The sequence below is a fragment of the Prescottella subtropica genome (assembly GCF_005434945.1).
Taxonomy (GTDB): domain Bacteria; phylum Actinomycetota; class Actinomycetes; order Mycobacteriales; family Mycobacteriaceae; genus Prescottella; species Prescottella subtropica.
In genome coordinates, this window is the sequence record NZ_SKCH01000022.1 from 19,123 (window position 1) to 40,602 (window position 21,480).

Annotated in this window: 22 protein-coding genes, 1 tRNA gene and 2 riboswitches; of the genes, 11 read left to right on the forward strand and 12 right to left on the reverse strand. The window is 68.9% G+C overall.

Features of this window, described 5'->3' with window-relative positions; genetic code table 11:
- Positions 1-208: 208 nt before the first annotated feature.
- Entirely contained in the window at positions 209-811 is a 603-nt protein-coding gene (locus tag E0497_RS16480; protein ID WP_137725881.1) for a hypothetical protein, read from the reverse strand.
- Positions 812-913: 102 nt separating this feature from the next.
- Between E0497_RS16480 and E0497_RS16485 the strand changes: the two genes are divergently transcribed.
- A complete protein-coding gene (locus tag E0497_RS16485) occupies positions 914-1,483 on the forward strand; it encodes a hypothetical protein (RefSeq protein WP_137725882.1) in 570 nt (189 codons plus the stop codon).
- A 308-nt stretch (positions 1,484-1,791) separates the two neighbouring features.
- On the opposite strand, the gene E0497_RS16495 is transcribed toward E0497_RS16485, so the two are convergent.
- Entirely contained in the window at positions 1,792-3,249 is a 1,458-nt protein-coding gene (locus E0497_RS16495; RefSeq protein ID WP_137725884.1) for an SDR family NAD(P)-dependent oxidoreductase, read from the reverse strand.
- Positions 3,250-3,485: 236 nt separating this feature from the next.
- On the opposite strand from E0497_RS16495, the gene E0497_RS16500 reads away from it, so the two are divergent.
- Positions 3,486-4,712 (forward strand): S8 family peptidase, encoded by a 1,227-nt coding sequence (locus E0497_RS16500; RefSeq protein WP_137725885.1) that lies wholly within the window; start codon positions 3,486-3,488, stop codon positions 4,710-4,712.
- Between the two features lie 70 nt (positions 4,713-4,782).
- Here the strand turns inward: E0497_RS16500 and E0497_RS16505 are convergent.
- Positions 4,783-4,868: transfer RNA gene (locus E0497_RS16505), tRNA-Leu, on the reverse strand.
- Positions 4,869-5,166: 298 nt separating this feature from the next.
- On the opposite strand from E0497_RS16505, the gene tnpB reads away from it, so the two are divergent.
- The 7 genes from tnpB (at position 5,167) to E0497_RS16540 (ending at position 11,361) form a co-directional block, all read left to right on the forward strand.
- A complete protein-coding gene (gene tnpB, locus E0497_RS16510; protein ID WP_137725886.1) occupies positions 5,167-6,504 on the forward strand; it encodes an IS607 family element RNA-guided endonuclease TnpB in 1,338 nt (445 codons plus the stop codon).
- Positions 6,505-6,531: 27 nt separating this feature from the next.
- Positions 6,532-7,887 (forward strand): M20/M25/M40 family metallo-hydrolase, encoded by a 1,356-nt coding sequence (locus E0497_RS16515; protein ID WP_137725916.1) that lies wholly within the window; start codon positions 6,532-6,534, stop codon positions 7,885-7,887.
- Between the two features lie 18 nt (positions 7,888-7,905).
- On the forward strand, positions 7,906-8,439 hold the full coding sequence (locus tag E0497_RS16520) for a YbhB/YbcL family Raf kinase inhibitor-like protein (RefSeq protein WP_137725887.1): 534 nt from the start codon (positions 7,906-7,908) through the stop codon (positions 8,437-8,439).
- A gap of 181 nt (positions 8,440-8,620) precedes the next feature.
- A riboswitch (SAM riboswitch) is annotated at positions 8,621-8,738 on the forward strand.
- 34 nt (positions 8,739-8,772) lie between these two features.
- On the forward strand, positions 8,773-9,096 hold the full coding sequence (locus E0497_RS16525; RefSeq protein ID WP_137725888.1) for a DUF7229 domain-containing protein: 324 nt from the start codon (positions 8,773-8,775) through the stop codon (positions 9,094-9,096).
- Between the two features lie 77 nt (positions 9,097-9,173).
- Positions 9,174-9,551: a hypothetical protein gene (locus E0497_RS16530; RefSeq protein ID WP_137725889.1), complete on the forward strand. Its 378-nt coding sequence runs from the start codon at positions 9,174-9,176 to the stop codon at positions 9,549-9,551.
- Positions 9,552-9,589: 38 nt separating this feature from the next.
- Positions 9,590-10,231 carry a vWA domain-containing protein gene (locus tag E0497_RS16535; protein WP_137725890.1) on the forward strand — a complete coding sequence of 214 codons (642 nt, stop codon included), beginning with the start codon at positions 9,590-9,592 and terminating at the stop codon, positions 10,229-10,231.
- A gap of 96 nt (positions 10,232-10,327) precedes the next feature.
- Positions 10,328-10,443: riboswitch (SAM riboswitch) on the forward strand.
- Between the two features lie 33 nt (positions 10,444-10,476).
- On the forward strand, positions 10,477-11,361 hold the full coding sequence (locus tag E0497_RS16540) for an arginase family protein (RefSeq protein WP_137725891.1): 885 nt from the start codon (positions 10,477-10,479) through the stop codon (positions 11,359-11,361).
- Between the two features lie 65 nt (positions 11,362-11,426).
- Here the strand turns inward: E0497_RS16540 and E0497_RS16545 are convergent, their stop codons facing one another.
- From E0497_RS16545 to E0497_RS16580, 8 genes are all read right to left on the reverse strand, one after another.
- Complete coding sequence (locus E0497_RS16545) at positions 11,427-11,981, reverse strand: hypothetical protein (protein WP_137725892.1); 555 nt, start codon at positions 11,979-11,981, stop codon at positions 11,427-11,429.
- A 147-nt stretch (positions 11,982-12,128) separates the two neighbouring features.
- Complete coding sequence (locus E0497_RS16550; protein ID WP_137725893.1) at positions 12,129-13,196, reverse strand: quinone-dependent dihydroorotate dehydrogenase; 1,068 nt, start codon at positions 13,194-13,196, stop codon at positions 12,129-12,131.
- Between the two features lie 53 nt (positions 13,197-13,249).
- Positions 13,250-14,263 (reverse strand): YncE family protein, encoded by a 1,014-nt coding sequence (locus E0497_RS16555; RefSeq protein WP_137725894.1) that lies wholly within the window; start codon positions 14,261-14,263, stop codon positions 13,250-13,252.
- Between the two features lie 109 nt (positions 14,264-14,372).
- Positions 14,373-15,239 (reverse strand): heme ABC transporter ATP-binding protein, encoded by an 867-nt coding sequence (locus E0497_RS16560; RefSeq protein WP_137725895.1) that lies wholly within the window; start codon positions 15,237-15,239, stop codon positions 14,373-14,375.
- On the reverse strand, positions 15,239-16,297 hold the full coding sequence (locus tag E0497_RS16565; protein ID WP_137725896.1) for a FecCD family ABC transporter permease: 1,059 nt from the start codon (positions 16,295-16,297) through the stop codon (positions 15,239-15,241). The genes E0497_RS16560 and E0497_RS16565 overlap by 1 nt, the downstream gene beginning before the upstream one ends.
- 13 nt (positions 16,298-16,310) lie before the next feature.
- A complete protein-coding gene (locus tag E0497_RS16570) occupies positions 16,311-17,330 on the reverse strand; it encodes a heme/hemin ABC transporter substrate-binding protein (RefSeq protein ID WP_137725897.1) in 1,020 nt (339 codons plus the stop codon).
- Positions 17,330-18,013 (reverse strand): biliverdin-producing heme oxygenase, encoded by a 684-nt coding sequence (locus E0497_RS16575; RefSeq protein WP_137725898.1) that lies wholly within the window; start codon positions 18,011-18,013, stop codon positions 17,330-17,332. The genes E0497_RS16570 and E0497_RS16575 overlap by 1 nt, the downstream gene beginning before the upstream one ends.
- A 118-nt stretch (positions 18,014-18,131) precedes the next feature.
- A complete protein-coding gene (locus E0497_RS16580) occupies positions 18,132-19,067 on the reverse strand; it encodes an aldo/keto reductase (protein ID WP_137725899.1) in 936 nt (311 codons plus the stop codon).
- A 157-nt stretch (positions 19,068-19,224) separates the two neighbouring features.
- Here E0497_RS16580 and E0497_RS16585 point away from each other — a divergent pair, with 157 nt between their 5' ends.
- A complete protein-coding gene (locus E0497_RS16585; RefSeq protein ID WP_170312993.1) occupies positions 19,225-20,070 on the forward strand; it encodes an undecaprenyl-diphosphate phosphatase in 846 nt (281 codons plus the stop codon).
- Between the two features lie 7 nt (positions 20,071-20,077).
- Complete coding sequence (locus E0497_RS16590; protein WP_206663648.1) at positions 20,078-20,377, forward strand: hypothetical protein; 300 nt, start codon at positions 20,078-20,080, stop codon at positions 20,375-20,377.
- Between the two features lie 309 nt (positions 20,378-20,686).
- Here the strand turns inward: E0497_RS16590 and E0497_RS20900 are convergent, their stop codons facing one another.
- Positions 20,687-20,902, reverse strand: coding sequence for a hypothetical protein (locus E0497_RS20900; protein ID WP_241665935.1), 216 nt, complete (start codon positions 20,900-20,902; stop codon positions 20,687-20,689).
- Positions 20,903-21,480: the final 578 nt, after the last annotated feature.

Genomic DNA, 21,480 nt, shown 5'->3' on the forward strand with positions numbered 1-21,480 from the left:
AGTGTCCGGCCGATCCCTGATCCTTACGGGCGAGCGTCGAGGTTCTTCAGTGTTCGTGTCGGCGGTGCGGATCGGCGCAGCGAATCCCGTGGCACCCAGTACCTTCGGACGAACCGATACTCGGTCGCCGAGGTTGCGTGGCATCCACGATCCGCAGCACCCGCAGTTCCTCCCGCTGTGCGGGGAGCGTCGGTTCCAGTATCCCCGATCAGTGGGGACACGTGATGGTGCCGACGACCGTCGTCGGCGACCCGTTGGTTCGGTTGGCCTCCGCCGCATTGATCATCGAGAACGCCACTGCCGAGCGGTCTGCTGCGCTGTCGACGACGATGCTGTCGTTGTCCGGCGCGTACATCTGCACGTAGGTCCCGGTCGAGTCCGCGAATGCGAGCATGATCTGCGCAGTCCAGGTGATCCCGCCGTCCTGCTGGGGTTCGTCCGGGACGATGACGGAAAGATGGTAGTAGTCCACGGTCGGATAGTTGTCGACGCCGGAGAACTGCTGTGCCGTAGAGGTTGTGACACTGTAGGTCCAGCGGTGGCTGTTCTCGTCGTAGACGCACGAGAGCTCGGCCGGTTCGTCGGAGACCGCTGTACCCGACCACAATCCGTCGAGGGTGAACACCGCGCCGGGTGTCGTCGCCGTCGGCAGCAGCGGCACCTCGGGAAGATCCCTCGGACCGGTGTACCAGTTCCGTGCGAACACTCCCTCCGGTGACGGGGCGAGCGTCTCGGTTGCCGAACAGGCGGCGAGGAGTCCGGGTACGAGAAAGAGAGCGCCTACTCGGCAGCTGATCGTCGGTGTCGGCATCGTGGGCACAGTGTGGCACAGCACATTCGGACAGATCGACGGTCGAGATCCGGCGTTTCGGGATATCGTCCGCCGAGTTCGCCTACATGATCGGGGGAGCAAATGGTGCGTCGACTGCTGTCGATCGTCGCGGTGACGGGATTCGCCGGTGTGCTGCCGTTGGTCGCGCCGGCGGAGGCGTCGGCCTGCTCGTGCGTCTACATGCCCGACGATCCGCGGATCCTCGAGCAGGTGTCGCACGCCTCCTCGGTGTTCACCGGGACCGTCGTCTCGGAGCGGGTCGCGGACCAGACCGCATTCTTCGAGTTCGAGGTGCGGGAGGTGTTCGACGGCGACGTCGGCGGAACCACCACGGTGTCGTCGAGCATTCAGGGGCCGGCGTGCGGGCGCGGCTTCGAGGTCGGCACCGAGTACCTCGTCTTCGGATCGGACCACGAGACGAACGGGGCGGACTTCTCGGACAACAGTTGTTCGGCGACGACGAAGTCGACGAACCAACGGACCCGGGATGCCGCGACCACCGTCTACGGGGCGCCTCGCACGATCACTGTCGAAACCGGGACAGCCGTCGAGACGAATGCCGTCCGCGTGTGGGGCGGGGTCGCCGCAGGTGTGCTCGCTATCGGGCTTATTGCGTTCGGCTTCGACCGTTGGAGGAGTTCGCGGTCCTGAGACGGTGCCACCCATGAGCGCGCACCAAGGCTAGCCCCACCGTGGGGCCGGCCACTGGACGAGAGGAACTCTCGAGGCGTGCTGTCTTCTGTGACGGTCTTTTCCGGCTGTTCGGGTATCGGGTCTGTTGTGGACCGCTCCCGGACTGGACCGCGAGTGTCGGTCAGACCCCGTGGGACACGTTCGATGTGAAGCCGTGGAATCTGTACAACATGCTCTGGCGGGTGCGGCAGTGGATCTGCGCCGGCATGACGCAGTGAGGTGGACGCGGCGGGCGGTGTCGTGGACACCGCCCGCGCGCGGACGCTCTACCAGGGGGACGGCACGTAGTCCTTGAGGAAGCAGCCGTGCAGGTCGACGCCGGCTTCACCCTGCACGATCGGGTCGTAGACGCGGGCGGCGCCGTCGACGAGGTCGAGGGGGGCGTGGAAGCCTTCGTCGGCGAGCCGCAGCTTGGTGTAGTGGGGGCGTTCGTCGGTGATCCAGCCGGTGTCGACGGCGGTCATGAGGATGCCGTCCTGCTCGAGCATCTCCTTGGCGCTGGTGCGGGTGAGCATGTTCAGGGCGGCCTTGGCCATGTTGGTGTGCGGGTGGCCGGGCCCCTTGTAGCCGCGCCCGAACTGGCCTTCCATCGCCGAGACGTTCACGACGTACTTGCGGGTGGCTGCGGCCGCCGCCATCGCCGGACGCAGCCGCGACACCAGGATGAACGGGGCCACCGAGTTGCACAGCTGCACTTCGAGCAGTTCGATCGGATCGACCTCCCCGACGGTCTGCACCCAGCTGTTGGTGTGCGCCAGGTCGGGCAGCAGGCCACCGGCGTCGATTGCGACACCCTGCTCGATGCGGGCCGGGGTCGCCGACCCGGCGATCAGGGCCAGCGAGCTCACCTCGTCGGCGGTCAGGTTCGCGGCCGACGTGAGATTCGCCGTCGACAGCGATCCGGCCAGGGCAGCGGGATGCGCCTCGCTGGTCTTGCCGAACGTCACCACGTCGGGAAGTTCCCCGGCGGGCAGCGGACCCGACTCGGCCTCCGCGAGCGCACTGTAGGCGCCGGGGGAGCGGCGCACCGTCTGCGCCGCATTGTTGATGAGGATGTCGAGGGGGCCCTGCTCGGCGACGTCGTCGGCGAGCGCCACCACCTGCGCCGGATCACGCAGATCGATGCCGACCACGCGCAGCCGGTGGATCCAGTCGGCGGAATCCTCCATCGCCGTGAAACGGCGGATCGCGTCGTTCGGGAACCGGGTGGTGATCGTCAGGTGCGCACCGTCGCGCAGCAGTCGCAACGCGATGTACATGCCGATCTTGGCGCGGCCACCGGTGAGCAGGGCCCGCCGGCCGGTCAGGTCGGTGCGCTGGTCCCGTTTGGTGTGGCTGCGGGCCGCGCACTCCGGGCACAACTGGTGGTAGAACGCGTCCACCTGCGTGTACCGCTGCTTGCAGATGTAGCAGGGGCGCGGACGGATCAGCGTCCCGGCCGACGCACCGACCGTGTTCGACGTCAGCGCGATGCCCGCGGTCTCGTCGTCGATCCGGTCCGGCGACCCGGTCGCGGTGGCGGCCACCACGGCCCGGTCGGCGACCGAGACCGCGTCACGGGTCTCCTTGCGACGCGTCCGCTTGAGCTTCTTGAACATGTGGCCGACGGCACGCTGCACGACGACCGAATCCGGGTGGTCGATGTCGAGCAGCGATGCCTCCGACAGCACCCGCAGGCAGACGTCCATGTCGGTGGGATCGATCCCGGTGATCGGTTGGGCCATCGGTAGGTAACTCGGTTTCTGATCTCGTGCGGGCGCGTGGGTCCCGGCTCTGGTGGGGCCCGATCGTGGGGCTGCCCGATTCCGGCGTCCGAGTCTACCGAGTGCGCCGACGGGAACGTCGCCGCGTCCGACCCGGTGACACCGTGCCCGCGCCGGAGGACCATGGAGACGTACCAGGGGGCCTGTCCCCGGGGCGGGCCCCGCTCGAGTGCTCAACCTCGAGGAGGGTGAGAACCATGAACGAGACGGACGGGGCGCCAGGTCGGCGCGCCACCGCGGTCGCGGTCGCCGGGAACACGATCGGCGGCTTCTCGGCGTTGCACGCGGAATCCGTGGCACCGGTCGATCCACCACTGCAGAAGGACGGACCGTTCCTTCCCGAACTGACCGAGATCGACCTGCTGGTGCAGGCGACGCAGGCCCGCCGCGATTTCAACGTCGCCGGCGCAGGAGTGACGGTGGCGGTCCTCGACACCGGGCTGCGCACCAGCCACGTCGACTTCGCGGGCCGGGTCGTGCCGGGACGCAACTTCACCTCCGACTACGGCGGCGACCGGGACGAGGTCGCGGACGGGCACGGGCACGGCACCTCGGTGGCGGGGATCGCGTGCGCCGGACGCATCCACACCGGTGTCGCCCCGAACGCGCGGATCGTGCCGCTCAAGGTGCTCGGCAACGACGGCACCGGACGCTTCGCCGACATCCGGGACGCCCTGGACTGGGTGCTGGATCATCGTGCGTCGCTGGGGATCTCGGCGCTGTGCCTGGCGACCGGCGCCCCCGACAACCGCACTACCGACACCGACATGCCCGGCGACGCGATCGGGGCGCTGCTGCAGGAGCTCTGCGACGACGGCGTGTGCTGCTGCACGGCCGCCGGCAACGACTACTACGCGCACGGCGGCACCCAGGGCATGTGCTATCCGGCGATCTTCCGGCAGACGATCAGTGTGGGCGCCGTGTACGACGCCGACGAGGGCAGCTTCCGGTATCCGGACGGGGCGAAGGCGTTCACGTCCGACGCCGACCGGCTCACCCCGTTCTCGCAGCGCCTGCACCGCACGGTCGGCGGGCCGTGCGCGACCGACACGTTCGCGCCGGGCGCACCGGTGTCGTCGTCGGGCATCCTCAACGACACCGGCGAATCCCTCCAGTACGGGGCCAGCCAGGCCACGCCGACGGTGCTCGGGGTGGTGGCGCTGCTGCAGTCGTTCGCGCTGCGCACCACCGGCATGTTGCCGACGGTGTCCGACGTCAAACGCTGGCTGCAGCGCGGATCCACCGTCGTCTACGACGGCGGACTCGACCACGACAACGTCCGGCACACCGAACTGACGTTCTCGCGGGTGAGTGCGCTCGGGTCGCTGCTGGTGTGCGCGAAGGATCTCGCGGTGCGGGAACTCGCGAAGGCCGACCGGGCCGGTCTGCGGACCGGGCGGGGCGTCGGATCGCCGGATCGGTGACCGGCAGCCGAAACGAGAAGATCCCCGGTTCGTAAGAACCGGGGATCTTCTCGTCTGTCTCAACTCAGAGTGTCCGAGGGGGGACTTGAACCCCCACGTCCGTTAATAGGACACTAGCACCTCAAGCTAGCGCGTCTGCCATTCCGCCACTCGGACTCGTTGTTTTCCCGCCTGTTCGCGGGGCCTTCAGTTGTTTTCGTTTGCCCCCGCTCTCCGGGTGCCAGGAAAGATTATCCGATATTGCGCCAGGTCCAAAATCGGCTGGTCAGAGGGGGTTTTTGAGCGGTATGTGCGTCGTTGTCGGGTCTCGGAGGGGGCATCGGAGGGGTTGCAGACAGTTCACGACTCTGCGTAGTTCTGTGGCTTCTCGTGTCCAACTGTTCGTGTGAGGGTTTCCTGTCGGTGCCTGCCCGTATCGTCGGCGACCCAAGGAAGAAGCGGGGGTGGTGACGCGATGAGTTCCATGATCCGGGCGTACCTGTTCGCCCTGGACCCCACGGCTGAGCAGGAGGCGCAGTTCCGGTCGCATTGCGGGGCACAAAGGTTCGCCTACAACTGGGCACTCGCGCAGGTGAAGGCGAACTGGAACCAACGCGCAGCCGAGGAGTCCTACGGGATCGCCGAGGCGGACCGGACGCCGTGGATCAACGCCTCCGCCTACTCCCTGCGGAAATCCTGGAACCAGGTGAAGGACGCGGTTGCGCCGTGGTGGGGTGAGAACAGTAAGGAGGCGTACGCGTCCGGGTGCGCGAATCTGGCTGCGGCGTTGAAGAACCGTCGAGACGGGCGTACCCGGATGCCGCGTTTCAAGTCGAAGCGGTCCCACCTGTCGTGCCGGTTCACCACCGGGGCGTTCGGGCTCGGCCGGGACCGGCGGCACGTGCAGTTGCCGCGGATCGGTCAGGTCCGTACACACGAGTCGACCCGTAAGCTGGCCCGCAAGGTCGAGGACGGGACCGCACGGGTCGCCTCGGCAACCCTGTCGTACCAGCGGGGTCGCTGGCATGTGTCGTTCACGGTCGAGTTGCCCGACACCCTGTCGCCCACCCGCACCGGCACCCGTGTGGCCGGGGTGGACCTGGGGATCAAAGAATTAGCGGTCCTGTCGACCGGGGAGAAGATCGCAAACCCGCGGCACCTGGACCGGGCGCAACGCGAGTTGCGGCGGGCACAGCGGATCATGGCCCGCCGCGATGGCCCGGACCTGCGCAGTGGGCGCACCCCCAGCAACCGGTGGCGCACGGCGCAGGCCAGGGTCACCCGGATACACGCCCGCGTCGCGGGCCGGCGTCTGGATGCGCAGCACAAGCTCACCACCCGACTGGTCGGCGAGTTCGACACGATCGTCATCGAGGATCTACACGTCGCGGGAATGGTGCGTAACCGGCGCCTGGCCCGCCGTATCGCCGATGCCGGGTGGGGTGAGATCCGCCGCCAGTTGCAGTACAAGTCCGATGCAGTCGGTGTGCGGCTCGTCGTCGCGGACCGCTGGTTCGCCTCCAGTAAGACCTGTTCCGGGTGTGGCACAGCGAAAACCAAGCTAATGCTCTCGGAACGGACGTACACCTGCACGGTATGTGGCCTGGTCATGGATCGGGACCACAATGCCGCACGCAACCTCGCTGCCCTCGCTGGCAGCGGCACCGGGGAGTTGCTCCGGGAGCAGCCCGATGGAACTCGCGTCAGACCCGGCTCCGTGCCGGGCAGTGAGACTGCCACGGGAAGACCGCAACGCGGTCAACGTCATGTCCGTGAGGACGTGGCTCACGGGACAGAGCTATACGTTTCGTGAACGGTGGTAGGAAAGGGTGTGGCAGAAATGGGCGAAACACAGCGACCGCAGCGGCCCTCCGGCCGTGCCGAATCCGAGGTCGTCGATCTGGTCAGCGCCCTGATCCGGTTCGACACCTCCAACACCGGTGAACTCGAGACCACCAAGGGTGAACGCGAGTGCGCGCTCTGGGTGAAGGAACAACTCGAGGAGGTCGGCTACGAGACCGAGTACGTCGAATCCGGGGCACCGGGACGCGGCAACGTGTTCGCACGACTGCGCGGCGCCGACCCGCGCCGCGGCACGCTGATGATGCACGGCCACCTCGACGTCGTCCCCGCCGAACCGGCCGACTGGAGCGTCCACCCGTTCTCCGGGGCCGTCGAGGACGGCTACGTGTGGGGTCGCGGCGCCGTCGACATGAAGGACATGTGCGGGATGATGCTGGCGCTGGCCCGCCAGTTCAAGGCCGAGGGCACCGTCCCGCCGCGCGACATCCTGTTCGCGTTCGTCGCCGACGAGGAAGCCGGCGGCAAGTACGGCTGCCAGTGGCTCGTCGACCACCGCCCGGACCTGTTCGCTGGTGTCACCGAGGCGGTCGGCGAGGTGGGCGGCTTCTCGCTGACCGTGTCGCGCGCCGACGGCACCGACAAGCGCCTGTATCTCGTGGAGACCGCGGAGAAGGGACTCGGCTGGATGCGGCTCACCGCGAAGGCCACCGCCGGACACGGCTCGTTCCTGCACGACGACAACGCGGTGACGATCCTCGCCGACGCCGTCTCCCGGCTCGGCAACCACACGTTCCCCCTGGTGTTGTCCGATTCGGTCGCGGAGTTCCTGTCGGTGCTCGCGGAGGAGACGGGTGTCGACTTCGATCCGCATTCACCGGACATCGACGGCGCACTCGCCAAACTCGGGTCGATCGCCCGCATCATCGGGGCGACACTGCGTGACACCGCCAACCCGACCATGCTGAAGGCCGGATACAAGGCGAACGTCATCCCGCAGACCGCGGAAGCCGTCATCGACTGCCGGGTGGTTCCGGGCCGGCAGGCCGCGTTCGAGCAGGAGGTCGACGCCCTCATCGGCCCGCACGTGACCCGCGAATGGATCACCAGACTCGACTCGTACGAGACGACGTTCGACGGTGACCTCGTCGACGCCATGAACGACGCGATCCTCGCGCACGACCCGAACGGCCGCACCGCCCCCTACATGCTGTCCGGCGGCACCGATGCGAAAGCGTTCGCACGCTTGGGGATTCGCTGCTTCGGATTCGCCCCGCTGCAGTTGCCGCCGGACCTGGATTTCGCCGGACTGTTCCACGGCGTCGACGAACGTGTCCCCGTGGACGCCCTGCACTTCGGCACCCGGGTGATGGAACACTTCCTGTTGCACAGCTGATCGCGAGAGAGGAACACCATGGCGTACGACCCGTACGACGCACTGCCGTCCCTGCCGTCCTTCACCCTGACGTCCGAGCAGGTCACCGACGGTGCCCCGCTGCACAACGATCAGGTCAGCGGCATCTTCGGTGCCGGCGGCCGCGACATCTCGCCGCAGCTGTCGTGGTCCGGCTTCCCCGCCGAGACCAAGAGCTTCGCCGTCACCATGTTCGACCCCGACGCCCCCACCGCGTCCGGTTTCTGGCACTGGGCCGTCGCGAACATTCCGGCGTCGACGACGTCGCTGGCTGCCGACGCCGGCGACGAGACCGGCTCCGGCCTGCCCGACGGTGCGGTGACGTTGCGCAACGACGGCGGCCTGGCCCGTTTCCTCGGCGCCTGCCCGCCGTCCGGACACGGTCCGCACCGCTACATGTTCGTCGTCCACGCCCTCGACGTCGAACGCCTCGACGACGTCACCGCCGACTCCACGCCGGCGTTCCTCGGCTTCAACCTGTTCTTCCACGCCATCGCCCGCGCCGTCGTCACCGGCACGTACGAAGAGAAGTAGCGGACAGTGCTGCGGGAGGTTGCTGCACCATCGCCCGAGTGGCGGTCGCAGTAACCTCCCGCAGTGGCGTCAGTGGCGTCAGTGGCGTCAGTGGCGTCAGTGGCACCCGGTCCCGAAGTTGTTGCGGGACTGCAGTCCTTGCCGCTACAGTGTCACAGGTCGAACCGGACAGGTTCGGCAGCTTCACGAGATGCGGTCGCCAAGCTCCGACTTGATCGCACACCAACCCCACGGCGTTTCCGGGGTGGTTCGGATGACGAAGCGGTCCCGCACCATCCGGTGCAGGGCAAGTGCGCCCCCGTCCGCGGCGGGCATCACCGCAGGAGAAAATTCATGACCCACACTCTGGCAGCCGACGCACGATTCACCGCACTGCTGGCCGCGAACGCGTGCCCCGTCACCTACTCGACCACCGACGTCGCCGGCCTCTTCGGCAAGACCCCGCAGTGGGTGTACTGGGTGCTGCGCGGAGGCGTCACCCGCTCCGACGGCAGCCTCATCGAACCCGAACGTGTCGGCAAGAGCGCGCGACGCCGCTTCACCCTCGCCGACATCGAAGACATCACGGTCGCGCTCTACTACCGCGGCACCCTCAGCGGCGACAACGCCCGCCGGGTCATCGCCGCCCTCGACGAGACGGGGGCGTCCGCAGCCTGAGTCCTGTGCCGGACAACCGGCAGGCCGCGCATGTCCGCAGTTGTTGCGGATGCGCAGTTACTGCGGTAGCGTGGGGCATGTCCAATCGTTACACCCGCATCCGCTCCGAACTCGATCTCGCTGAATCTGCTGATGCCCCAACGGCATTGGCGCATCTTCGGGCCGTGCTCGACGAGGTGCGTCAACTGCTCGACGAGCAACTCGCCCACGCGGTCGTCGACGACGAAATGTCGCTGCGTGCCGCCGGTGCGGAGGCAGGGATGACCGAGAACGCGGTCGGCCCCCGCTTGGGCGCCACCGTGATGCTCGCCCCCTACGTCCGCCCGGACGGCCGGATCACGGCCAAGGAAGTCCAGCGGGCCCGCTACGACAAGAAGAACGGCATGCCGGCGCCCGCTCCGGCCGCTACACCGGTGTCGAAACCGATGCGGTTCACGCCGCGTCGCACCACCTGACCGCGAAGAAACATCTGTTCCCGAAGAGAGGACCCGCTGTGGCCGACCTGGATCTGACCCGTCTCGTGTTCCTGCTCGATCGTTCCGGCTCGATGCGCAGCATCCAATCCGACGTCGAAGGCGGCTTCGCCGCGTTCATCGAGGACCAGCGTGCCGCCGCCGGCGACTGCACGGTCACCCTGGCCCAGTTCGACAACCACTATGAGGTCGTCTACCAGGATGTTCCGATCGGTGAGGTTCCCGAGCTGGACCTGCAACCGCGGGGCGGGACCGCACTGCTCGACGCGATGGGCACCCTCGTCACCGGGTTGAGCGCCGACATCGCCGCCCTACCCGAAAACGAGCGTCCGGGTACGGTGATCGTCGCGATCATGACCGACGGCCACGAGAACGCCAGCCGTGAATGGACCCACCCCGCGATCAAAGCCCTCGTGGAGATGCAGACTGCCCAATTCGACTGGCAGTTCCTGTATCTGGGCGCCGACCAGGACGCCATCGAGGTCGGCTCCCGGATCGGCGTCAAACGGGAACAGTCCGTGACCTACAGCAAGGGCAAGTCCCGCGAAGCGATGGCTGCCGCGTCCGCCAACATCCGCGGCTACCGCGCCGTCAAACCCGTCAACCCGTCCGCCCCCATGCCCGCATTCACCGACGCGCAACGCGCCGACCTCGACGACTGAGCGCGACGCCCTCACCTGCAGCACCCTGCGCAGACGCGTGCCTGCAGGTGGGGAACCGGGCCGGCCGTCGTGCACCGATTCCTACGATTGAACACGCTTCACGAGATGCAGCGCCAAGCTCCGACTGGCTGCACACCAACCCCACGGCGTTTCCGGGGTGGTTCGGATGACGAAGCGGCCCGGCACTATTCGGTGCAGGGCAAGTGCGCCCCCGTCCGCGGCGGGCATCACCGCAGGAGTGATCCGTGAAAGTGTTCTACAGCCGTGACTACGTCGGCTCCGCCCACGCCTTCGACACCACCCGCAAAGCCGGGTGGATCGCCGAATCCCTGCTCACCCAACCTGTTCCCGGGGTGCAACTGACGCGTCCGCGGGCGTTGACCGTCGAACAGATCACCCGCGTCCACGACGCCGACTATGTGGACGCCGTCGTCACCGGCGCATGTCTCGATCTCGCCGAATCGCAGGGCTTCGAGTGGGATCCGGGACTCGCCCCGATGGTGCAGGCCTCCAACGGGGGCGCGGTCGAGGCCGCGCTCGCGGCGCTGCGGGACGGGGTCGCCGGATCGCTGTCGTCGGGCCTGCACCATGCCCGCTACGACTCCGGCGCCGGGTTCTGCACGTTCAACGGACTCGTCCTCGCCGCCTGCGCCGCGCAGGATGCGGGTGCGGCCAACGTGCTGATCCTCGACCTCGATGCGCACTGCGGCGGCGGCACCGCGTCGCTGATCGCCGGCCGGGACGGGATCTGGCAGGCCGACGTGTCCGTCGACTGCTACGACTACTACGTCGCCGACGACCGCACCGATCTGGCGGAGGTGTGCGACGCCGGCCGCTACCTCGGGGAGGTCGGCCAGTCCCTGAGCCGGATCGAGCGTCTCGCCCCGAGATTCGACCTCGTGATCTACAACGCCGGAATGGACCCCTACCAGGGGTGCGCGGTCGGTGGCCTCGACGGTGTCACCGCCGACACCCTCGCCCGACGCGAACAACTCGTGTTCCGGTGGTGCCGCGACCGTCGTATCCCCGTCGCCTTCGTTCTCGCCGGCGGCTACGTCGGCACCCGCCTGGACCGGGACCTGCTCGTCGCCCTGCACCGGTCCACCGTCACCGCCGCCGCGGCGGCGTGACCTGCGGGCTGTTGCTGCGCCATCGCCCGAGTGGCGTGCACAGCAACAGCCCGCGTCGGACGTTGTTACGCGATCCACACCGGCCCGGTCGTGCCCGTCACCACCCACTGCCCGTCGACGTGGTCGAGCACGTAGGTGAGCCAGATGCCGCAGTCGCCACCACACCATGCCGAGGCGCCGACCTGGACGGCGCCGTCGTCCTGGTGCGCGGGTGCATCGAGGGCGACGACGAAACCGTCCTCGTCACCGCCGACCACGCCGCCACGGCCCGTAATCGCCGGTTGCTCGGCGGGGGTGACGAACTCCACCGGCGCGAGTGGAGCGGACAGCTCCGTGACCTCGCGCTTCACATCCTCGTCGAACAGGGGACCATCGGCCTCGGGTCGCAGATCTGCATTCTGCGGAATGATCCTGTCCACGACGCGGATCGTCCCGGCCGGCGCCGACATGCCGCCGACCGGATTGTCGACGGTCGTGAGCTGCCGCAGGACGGTCGCATAGATCTGCGACTGCTCACTCGGTGGTGGTGGCGGGGCGTCGGCGTCGACGGGACCGGTGCCCGCACACCCGGCCGAGACGGCGGCGACGGCAACAGCGGTAATCGCTGCTCGAAGGTTCATGCGCCGAACTCTATGTCCGCGGGCGCAGAATTCGGGCGATCCGGAAATCGGGTGCAGACGCCGACGGCCCGCCGTGGGCGGTTGCTGCGCCATCGTTCGAGTGGCGTCCGCAGCAACAGCCCGCGGCGGGCCGTCCAGTGGGTGGGGTCAGCGCGCCCCGGCGCCGACCGCCTGGGCGATGGACGAGAATCCGGCGTCGCGGACCTTGCGGGCGAGGCCCTTGTGGAGTTTCTTGGCGTAGAACGGGCCGCCGTAGATGAAGCCGGTGTAGCCCTGGACGAGGGTGGCGCCGGCGAGGATGCGTTCCCACGCCTGGTCGACGGTTTCGATGCCGCCGACGGAGATGATCGTCAGGGTGTCGCCGACGCGGGCGTGCAGGCGGCGCAGCACCTCGAGGGAGCGGGCGGCGACGGGTGCACCGGACAGGCCGCCGGCCCCGATCTCGTCGATGCGGGACTGCGGGGTCGCGAGGCCGGTGCGGGAGATCGTGGTGTTGGTGGCGACGATGCCCGCCAACCCGAGTTCGACGGCGAGGTCGGCGACGGCGTCGACGTCCTCGTCGGACAGGTCGGGTGCGATCTTCACGAGTACCGGGATGTGGACGCACTCGAGGACGGCGGCGAGCAGTGGGCGCAGCGATTCGACGGCCTGCAGGTCCCGCAGTCCCGGCGTGTTGGGGGAGCTGACGTTGACGACGAGGAAGTCGGCCAGGGGCCCGAGGAGTTGCGCGCTGGCGGTGTAGTCGCCGGCTGCCTCGTCGGCGGGCACGATCTTTGTCTTGCCGATGTTGGCGCCGATCGGCACGTCCCCGCGGCGGTGCCGCAGATAGTTCGCCGCGTTCCCGGCACCGTGGTTGTTGAAGCCCATCCGGTTGATCAGCGCCCGGTCGTCGGGCAGCCGGAACAGGCGCGGCGCCGGGTTACCGGGCTGCGCCTGCGCGGTGACGGTGCCGACCTCGGCGAACCCGAAGCCCAGCGGACCCCACGTGTCGACGCCGGTGGCGTCCTTGTCGAACCCGGCGGCCAGACCGACCGGGGCGGGGAAGTCCACCCCGAACGCGCGGGTCCGCAGCACCGGATCGTCGACGACGAGGACCTTCGCGACCAGCGCCCGGATCGGCGCGAACCGGGTGACCAGGCGCATCGCGGCGAACGCGAGATGGTGGATGCGTTCCGGTGGAACCCGGAACATCAGACGCAGAATCAGGTAGTACACGAATCTCCCTAGATGGCGGGGACGGGGTGGGGCGGGGTCGGTGCCGAGCGGGGTCAGCCGGCCAGCGGGATCCGCTGCAGGCCGTCCCCGGTCGCCGACCCGACCAGCAGGGCACCGCCGGCGGTGTCGACCGCGACCGAGTTCGGTTGGCGGACCGTGTCGAAGCGCATCTTCTCGACGGGGATGCCGGTGGAGAGGTCGAAGCCGACCACCGTGTTGTCGGCGGTGCGTGTCACCCAGGCCAGGTCGGTGCGCTCGTCGTAGGCGATGCCGTACGGGCTGCCCGCGACCGGGTACCGCTGCCGCATGATCAGCTCGTCGGCGGTGAACACCAGCAGTTCACCGCCGCGGGTGTCGACGACCAGGATGCGGCCGTACTCGTCGGTGACGAGGTTGGTGGCGCCCTCCCCGGCGCGCAGGGCCAGCCCGAGCTTGCTGTCCCCGAGATCGATCTCGGTGAGCGACGTCTGCCCGCGGTCCAGGGCGCTGAGGTCGTCGCCGGTGACGGCGAGCGCGTCCACCGAGGCGAGACCCGAGATGGTCTCGGTCTCGCCGCCGATGCCGGCGAGGACCTGGATGCGGCCGTCGGCCAGGCCCACCGCGAGACGTCCGTCGTCCAGGAATGCCGCCGAGCGGGCGTCACCGTCGATCGGGGACGACGTCGACGTCGACACTGCTCCAGCGATCCCGGACACGATGTCGACGATCTGCACCTCGCCGTCCATCGGCGCGAGCAGCCGGCCCTCGGGGGCGAGGGTGAGTTGGGCGGCGGTGCCGTCGAGGGCGACCTCGCGTGTCGGCGTGCCGGCGGTCTGCAGCAGCACCCGGGTGCCGCCGTCGACGAGGATCGCGGTCGTGTTCGTCGACGGATCGAACACGAGCGCGTCGATCGATCGTCCGAGGTTCTCGACGGTGCCGGCCGGGGAGAGCGCGGCGGGGGAGTCGGCGGCGGTGGCCACCGGAATCGTCTTGAGGTCGTCCCCGCCCTGCTCCGTCGAGCATCCGGCCGTCAGCAACAGGGCGACGCCGATCGCGACGGCCGTGACGCGTGGGGCAGATATTCGCATGGGGATGCTCCTCGAAAAGATGCCGGGGTCGGGACGATCACCCACCAGCATTCCTGATCGACCGGACCGGCCGGAATCCGAGTCGCCCCGGCGTGAGGCACGCGACAGTTCAGGAGCCGGTGGATGCGTCGTCGTCGCGGCGCGGCAGCACCAGCGTCGCCCCCGACCGCGGATGCGGGAACACCTCGACCGGATGCTTGTAGACGCGGGAGAGCAGCTCGTCGGTGAGAACCTCGGACGGGGGGCCGTCGGCGGATGCCTTCCCGTCCTCGAGGACACAGATCCGGTCCGCGTAGGCGGCGGCGAGTCCCAGGTCGTGCAGCACGACGACGACGGCGGCACCGGCGCGTGCCCGGTCCCGCGCGATCTGCATGACGGTTTCCTGATGCCCGAGGTCGAGGGCGGCGGTGGGCTCGTCGAGCAGGATCGTCTCCGTCGACTGCGCCAGCACCCTGGCCAGCGCGACCCGGGCCCGCTCACCACCGGACAGCACGGTGAACGCGCGGTCCGCGAGATGCCGGACGTCGCAGATGTCGAGACAGTCGTCGACGCGTCGGTCGTCGTCGTCGGCCTGCGAGGTCCGCGCCCAGGGTGCCCGGCCCATCCGCACCACCTGCCGGGCGGTGAAGGAGAAGCCGACGGTGTGCTGCTGCGGCAGCACCGCGCGGCGGCGGGCCATCTCCGGCGCCGACCACGACGCGAGGGGGGTGCCGTCGAGTTCGATGGTGCCGGCGACCACCGGCTGATCCCCGGACAGTGCCGCCAGTAGCGTCGACTTGCCGGCACCGTTGGGCCCGACCAGAGCCAGGATCTCGCCGGCGCGGACGTCGACGCTCACGTTCTCGAGCACGAGACGGCCGCCGCGTTCGACGCTGATGTCGGTGGCGCGCATCGTGACGGTGCCGCGCGTGGTGGCGGCGGGCGCGGTGTCGTCGTGCCCGAACAGCCCGCGGGCCCGGTCGAGGAGCGAGGTCATTACGCCCATCCTCCCTGCTTGGTGCGGGTCTTGCGGAGCATCCAGAAGAAGAACGGCCCACCGACGAGGGAGGTGAGCATGCCCAGCGGCAGGTCGGCGTTGGTGACGAGGGTGCGGGCGCCGAGGTCGGCGGCGAGCAGCACGATCGCGCCGCCGAGTGCGCTCGCCGGCAGCAGCAGCCGGTGTCCGGGTCCGACGAGGCCCCGCATCATGTGCGGCACCACCAGGCCGACGAACAGGATGATGCCGGTGAACGCGACACTCGACGACACGAGGACCGCGACGATCACGACGACGATGATCCGCAGCTTCTCGACGTCGACACCGAGATGCCGGGCCGCGCTCTCCCCGAGCGCCAGCAGGTCCAGTTTGGGGGCGAGCACCATCGACGCCGCGATCCCGGCGATCGCCATCGGGACGACGATCGCGACCGCGTTCCAGGTGGCGCCGTTGAGGCTGCCCATCTGCCAGAACACGATCTGGTCGCGGGCGGCGGGGCTCGCCACGAATGTGAAGTAGGCGATGAGACCGCCCGCGAACGCGTTGATCGCGACACCGGTGAGGACCAGTGTCACCACCTCGGTGCGGCCCTCGGAACGGGCCAGCAGGTAGACGAGGCCGGTGGTGATCAGACCGGAGACGAACGCGGCCGCCGCGACGACCGGCCCGGCACTGAACGCGCCGCCGAGGACGATGACCGCGCTCGCACCGACCGCCGCGCCCGCCGAGACACCGATGACACCGGGTTCGGCGAGCGGGTTGGCGAACACGCCCTGCAGCAGCGCGCCGGCGCAGCCGAGGGCGGCGCCGACGAAGATCGCGAGCACCACCCGCGGGAACCGCACCTGCCACAACGTCACCTCACCGGCCGGATGCGCCGGCATCGGACCGATGTCGAGCCCGATCCGGTGCAGGATCGACCCGAGCACCTCGCCCGGCCCGGTGGGGACCTGGCCGAGGCACGCGGACGCCAACGCGAGCACGACGAGAAGGGCGATCAGGCCCGTGAGGACGGAGCCCGCACGGATCCGGGGGCGGGAGGTGACGACGGTGCTCATTTACTGATGCGGCTCATTCTGCGGTGGGATGGTAGATCGCGGTCGACAGGGCCGTCAGGACCTCGCCGACATTGGGTCCGAAGGAGAGCAGCATGCCGTCGGCCATGTCGACGACGCGGCGGTTCTGCCCGGCCGGGGTCTGCGCGATCCCGGGGATCTTCTCGAGCCCGTCGACCCCGCCGATGGATTCGAGTCCGCCGGTCATCATCAGCATGACGTCCGGTGCGGCCGCGATCATCGCCTCACTGGTGATGGGCACGAATTCGGCGGTGAGCCCGGACGCGGTTCCGGCGTCGACGCCGCCGAGTGTCTCGATGATGGAGTCGGCGCCCGAGCCCGGTCCGGCGAGCATCGTGATCGCCGAGCCCCGCATGTAGAGGAACGCGATCTTCAGCGGATCGCCGCCGGTGGGGACGGTGGCCTTCGCGGCGTCGATCTCCGCCTGGGTGCGGGCGACGAGGTCGGTGCCCTGCTGCGGCACCCCGAGCGCGTCCGCGACCGCCGTGATCTGGTCCGGCACACCCTCGAGGGTGCGGGTCGGATCGAAGAAGACGACGGGGATCCCGGCCGCGCGCAGCTGCATCTGCACCGACTCGGGGCCGATGCTGGTGTCGGTGAGCACGACGGTCGGCGCCAGGTCGAGGATCGCCTCGGCACTCAGCGACACCCCGCCCGGGGTGATGTTCGGGATGTCCCGGGCGGCCGGGAACGCCGACGACGTGTCCCGGCCGACGACGTTGTCGCCGAGGCCGAGCGAGAACACCGTCTGGGTGAGCGTGCCGTACCGGTCCGCGGTGACGATGCGGCTGACGTCGGTGACGGTGACGTCGGCGCCGTCGAAACTGCGGACGGTTGTCGGCAGCTGCGGTGTCGGGTTCTCGGTGATCGGACGGGGGTCGAGGTCCGCGACGACCGCGGTGGTCTGTCCCCGCTGATCGGTGTCGCCCCCGGTCGTGGCCGACGTGCACGCGGTGAGCCCGACGAGCGAGACGATCGCCGCCGACGCGGCCAGGACACGGGTGAGTTTTCTCATCAGGCGGCGTACCGGTCGATGTCGGCTTCGAGGTCGGAGAACAGGCCGCTGTTGAGCTGGTAGCCGAGGATGACCTCGTCGATGAACGCCTGCTGCTCGTCGGCGGACAGCGGTGCCGCGTCGAGCTTGGCGCGGTACTCGTCCTTGAACACCTTCGGCTTGGCGATGCCGTCGAAGATGTAGAAGCGCAGGCCGTCGACGTCGTAGTCGTAGGCGCGGGAGAGCATGCGGCGGATGATCTGCCCGCCGGACAGATCGCCCATGTAGCGCAGGTAGTGGTGGGCGACGAACACGGCCGGCGACGCGGCTGCGGCCTCCTCGATGCGGGCGATGTAGCGCGCGGTCGCGGGGGAGGCGACGAGACGGTCCCGCCAGTCGGCGCCGTACAGGAACTCGAGGTCGGCGGCCAGGGACGGCAGACGCAGCAGTTCCGGGGACAGGAACGGGGCCACGACCGGGTTGTCGGCGTGCGTGGTGCCGACCCGCTCGAGCGCCTCGTAGACGAGGTAGGTCTGGGCGGACAGGGCCGCGTAGCCGTCCTTGTTGATCTTGCCTTCGAGGAGTTCGCCGACGAACCGGGAGCCCTCGGTGCTGCGGTGCGCTGCATCGGATTCGGTCCTGATGCGTGCCGAGAAGGCGGGGGTGCCTTCCTCGATCGGGGCTGCCTGATCGAGCACGTCCATGGGGTCTCCTTCGTGACGAACCGTCGTGTGACTCAACGGCTGCGAGGTTAGCCTAGCCTCTCCCCGAATGTCACCGATAATCGCCCGGAATCAACCGAAAGTTGGACGCGGGATGGCGTCAGGCGCTCACGTCGTCGAGAGCGGCCGCGATCGCCGCCGGCAACTCGAGCTCTTCGGCGGACAGCACACCCGTGAGCTGCGCCAGATCCCGCGCCCCGACCACCGCGCTCGCCACCCCCGGCCGGTCCCGCGCCCACGCCAACGCGACGGCCAGCGGTGAGGTGCCGAGACCGTCGGCGGCGGTGAGGACGGCGTCCACGACGCGGATCGACGTCTCGGTGAGATAGCTGCGCACCTCGGACGCGTGGCCGTCGTCGGCGCCCCGGGAATCGGCGGGGATCCCGCCGCGGTACTTGCCGGTCAGTACCCCCCCGGCCAGCGGGACGGCCGCGAACACGCCGACCCCGTGGTGCGCGGCCGCGGGCAGCAACTCTTCCTCGACGCCGCGGGCGAGCAGCGAGTACTCGGCCTGCGTGGCCACGAGCCGGCCCGGGCCGCGATGACTCGCGGCGGTCGCCAACTGCCAGCCCAGATAGCCGCGGGCGCCGGTGTAGCGGACCCGACCGCTGGTCACCGCGTAGTCGAGGGTCGCGGCGACCTCGTCGACCGGCGTCACCGGATCCCACGTCGCCACCTGCCACATGTCGAGGTAGTCGGTGCCGAGTTCCCGCAGCGTCGCATCGAGTTGGGCGAGCAGGCCGCGTCGGGAGCAGTCCACCCGGCGGCCACCCGGCGCCGCCGGATCGATACCGGCGCTGCCGCCGAGGATCAGATAGTCGCGGGGGACGACGTCGTCGAGCAGTTCCGCGAGGATGCGCTGCGCCTTGCCGTCCCCGTACGCCGGGGACGTGTCCACGAGGGTGCCGCCGGCGTCGACGAACGCGGACAGTTGCCCGGCCGCCTCGTCGCCGTCGGTGTCCCGACCCCAGTGCAGCGTGCCCAGGCCGAGCCTCGACACCCGCAGCCCGCTCGTTCCCACCGCTCTGTATTCCATGACCGCCCACACTTCGACACCGGATGTATTCGTGGTGAACTCTGTCCACCACCGAGAACATTAGTGCCGTGCACGACGCGCCGAGGACCGGCGCGCCGGGTACCGTCTGCCTCGTGAAAATCGGACCCCACGTGTGTAATCCGGAGCTTCCCGCATGATCGGTGAGGCGATGACCTGGCTCCAGGCGATCGTGCTGGGCGTCGTGCAGGGTCTGACGGAGTTTCTGCCCATCTCGTCGTCGGGGCATCTGCGGATCGTGTCGGAGATCTTCTTCGGCACCGACGCCGGTGCGTCGTTCACCGCCGTCACCCAGTTGGGGACGGAAGCAGCGGTACTGCTGTACTTCGCCCGCGACATCGGCCGCATCGTGGTCGCCTGGTTCCGGGGGCTCGTCCACGCCGAATACCGCAAGGACCTCGACTACCGGATGGGCTGGTACGTCATCATCGGCACCATCCCGGTCGGTGTGCTGGGCATCCTGTTCAAGGACCAGATCCGCACGGGCGCACGGAATCTGTGGCTCATCGCCACCATGCTCATCGTGTTCGCCCTCGTCATCGCCGCCGCCGAATACTGGGGCCGCAAGACCCGCCCCATCGAGGACCTGCGGGCCCGCGACGGCATCATCATGGGTTCCGCGCAGGCCCTCGCCCTCATCCCGGGCGTCTCCCGCTCCGGCGGCACCATCAGTGCCGGCCTGTTCCTCGGCCTCACTCGTGAAGCGGCAGCACGCTATTCGTTCCTCCTCGCCATCCCCGCCGTTGTCGCCTCCGGCCTGTTCAGCCTGCCCGACGCCTTCGAACCCGCCGGCGAAGGACTCAACGCCTCCGGCATGCAGTTGCTCGTCGCGACCCTCGTCGCCTTCGCCATCGGCTACGCCTCCATCGCCTGGCTCCTCAAATTCGTCGTCAACCACTCCATGTACTGGTTCGTCGGCTACCGCGTGATCCTCGGCGTCGTCGTCCTCGGCCTGCTGGCGACGGGCGTGGTGTCGGCGACGTAGGAGGAAGATGACGGACATGGATGGTCTGCGGGCGTTGCTGCAGTGCGACGAGCCGATCAGCGAGGCGCTGCCGGCGGTGTTCCCGTGGATGGCAGTCCTCTCCCACGAGGAGACGCAGGAGTTCGAGGCCGAACTGGTGGGCACGTTGCGGGCCGCGGACTCGCTCGACGATCCGGCCGCGGCGGTGCAGGTGATCGAAGCGTGGCAACACACTGCAGAAGTGGTGGCCGACCCGGAGTTGACGGCAGCCCTGACAGCCGACACCGCTGGGGACTTCGGTGCTGTTCCTGCACCGGATGTTCGGTGAGTTCGAAACATAGCGGCGGCCCAGCCATGGCCTTTCGGCGGACCCTTCGACCAGCGGACCGCTCGGTGGCCGGCGGCCGACGGGAGGTGGCTGTCGAAAGTCGACGCCGGCCGCCGGCTATTGGGGGCGGCTACCAGCCGGCCGCGACGATCGAGCAGTCCATCGCAGCACGCTCCGGTGAGCACCCACCCTCGGGCCGGCAAGCACGGACTTTCCAGGAAGACGTTCTGCACGAGCTCCTGGCTGTGACCTCACGGATTACCTGACCGTCGTCGAGCAGACGCTCTGGTGCTGCGTCGACACCCCTGTTCAGGGGACCGTCCAGACACCCGCGCCGGGTGTGCTGACGACTATCAGGAAGAAGATCCCGTCGGCCTGGGGCGCCGTGGCCACGGCGACCACCGTCCCGGAACCGGTCTCGACCAGTGTGCCGTCGCGGTTGCCGAGGTATGCGACACCCGCTGCACCGGTGGAGATGTTTCGCCAATGGACATGAACACCGATGCCCGGCCCCAATCGGGTCACTCCCGGAGTGTCGGTATCGGTAGTGGCGGTCACGTAGGTGTAGCCCGACCTCGGGGGTTCACTCGAGCCGACGCTGAGAACGAGAGCGGCGACGGGAACGGGGAAGACGGTGTCGGTCGGTGTGGCCGCGGCCGGGTGTGCCGCGAGAAGCAGTGCAGCGCTGGCTCCGGCGACGATGGACGCTCGGCGTAGACGGTGACGTGGTTTCATCGACAGGCCTCCCTACCTGGTGGCCCGCGGCCACGAACACCCGGCGCCGGCCGAAGGATGCTGTCAGCCTACGACCGCACCGCGTGACCCCGACCGTGAATCACCTGGTCGAGTCCATTCAGAGTCTCTCGATCACTCCCCACCCGACAGCGAGTAGGTCACGTACTTCCCACTCCATTCGAGGAATGCGCTCCTGGTTGCCTGCCCCCGGATCTGGTCGTTCTGCCACTGGTACACGTCGTGCCAGGGCGGCACGGTGCTGACACGCTCGAGCGTGTAACGGTCGTGGTGTGGGACTACGAGAAAGGTAACGGGATCCAATGACTGAACCGAGAGTGTCTGCGCCGATGCCGGCGCGTATGTCCGGG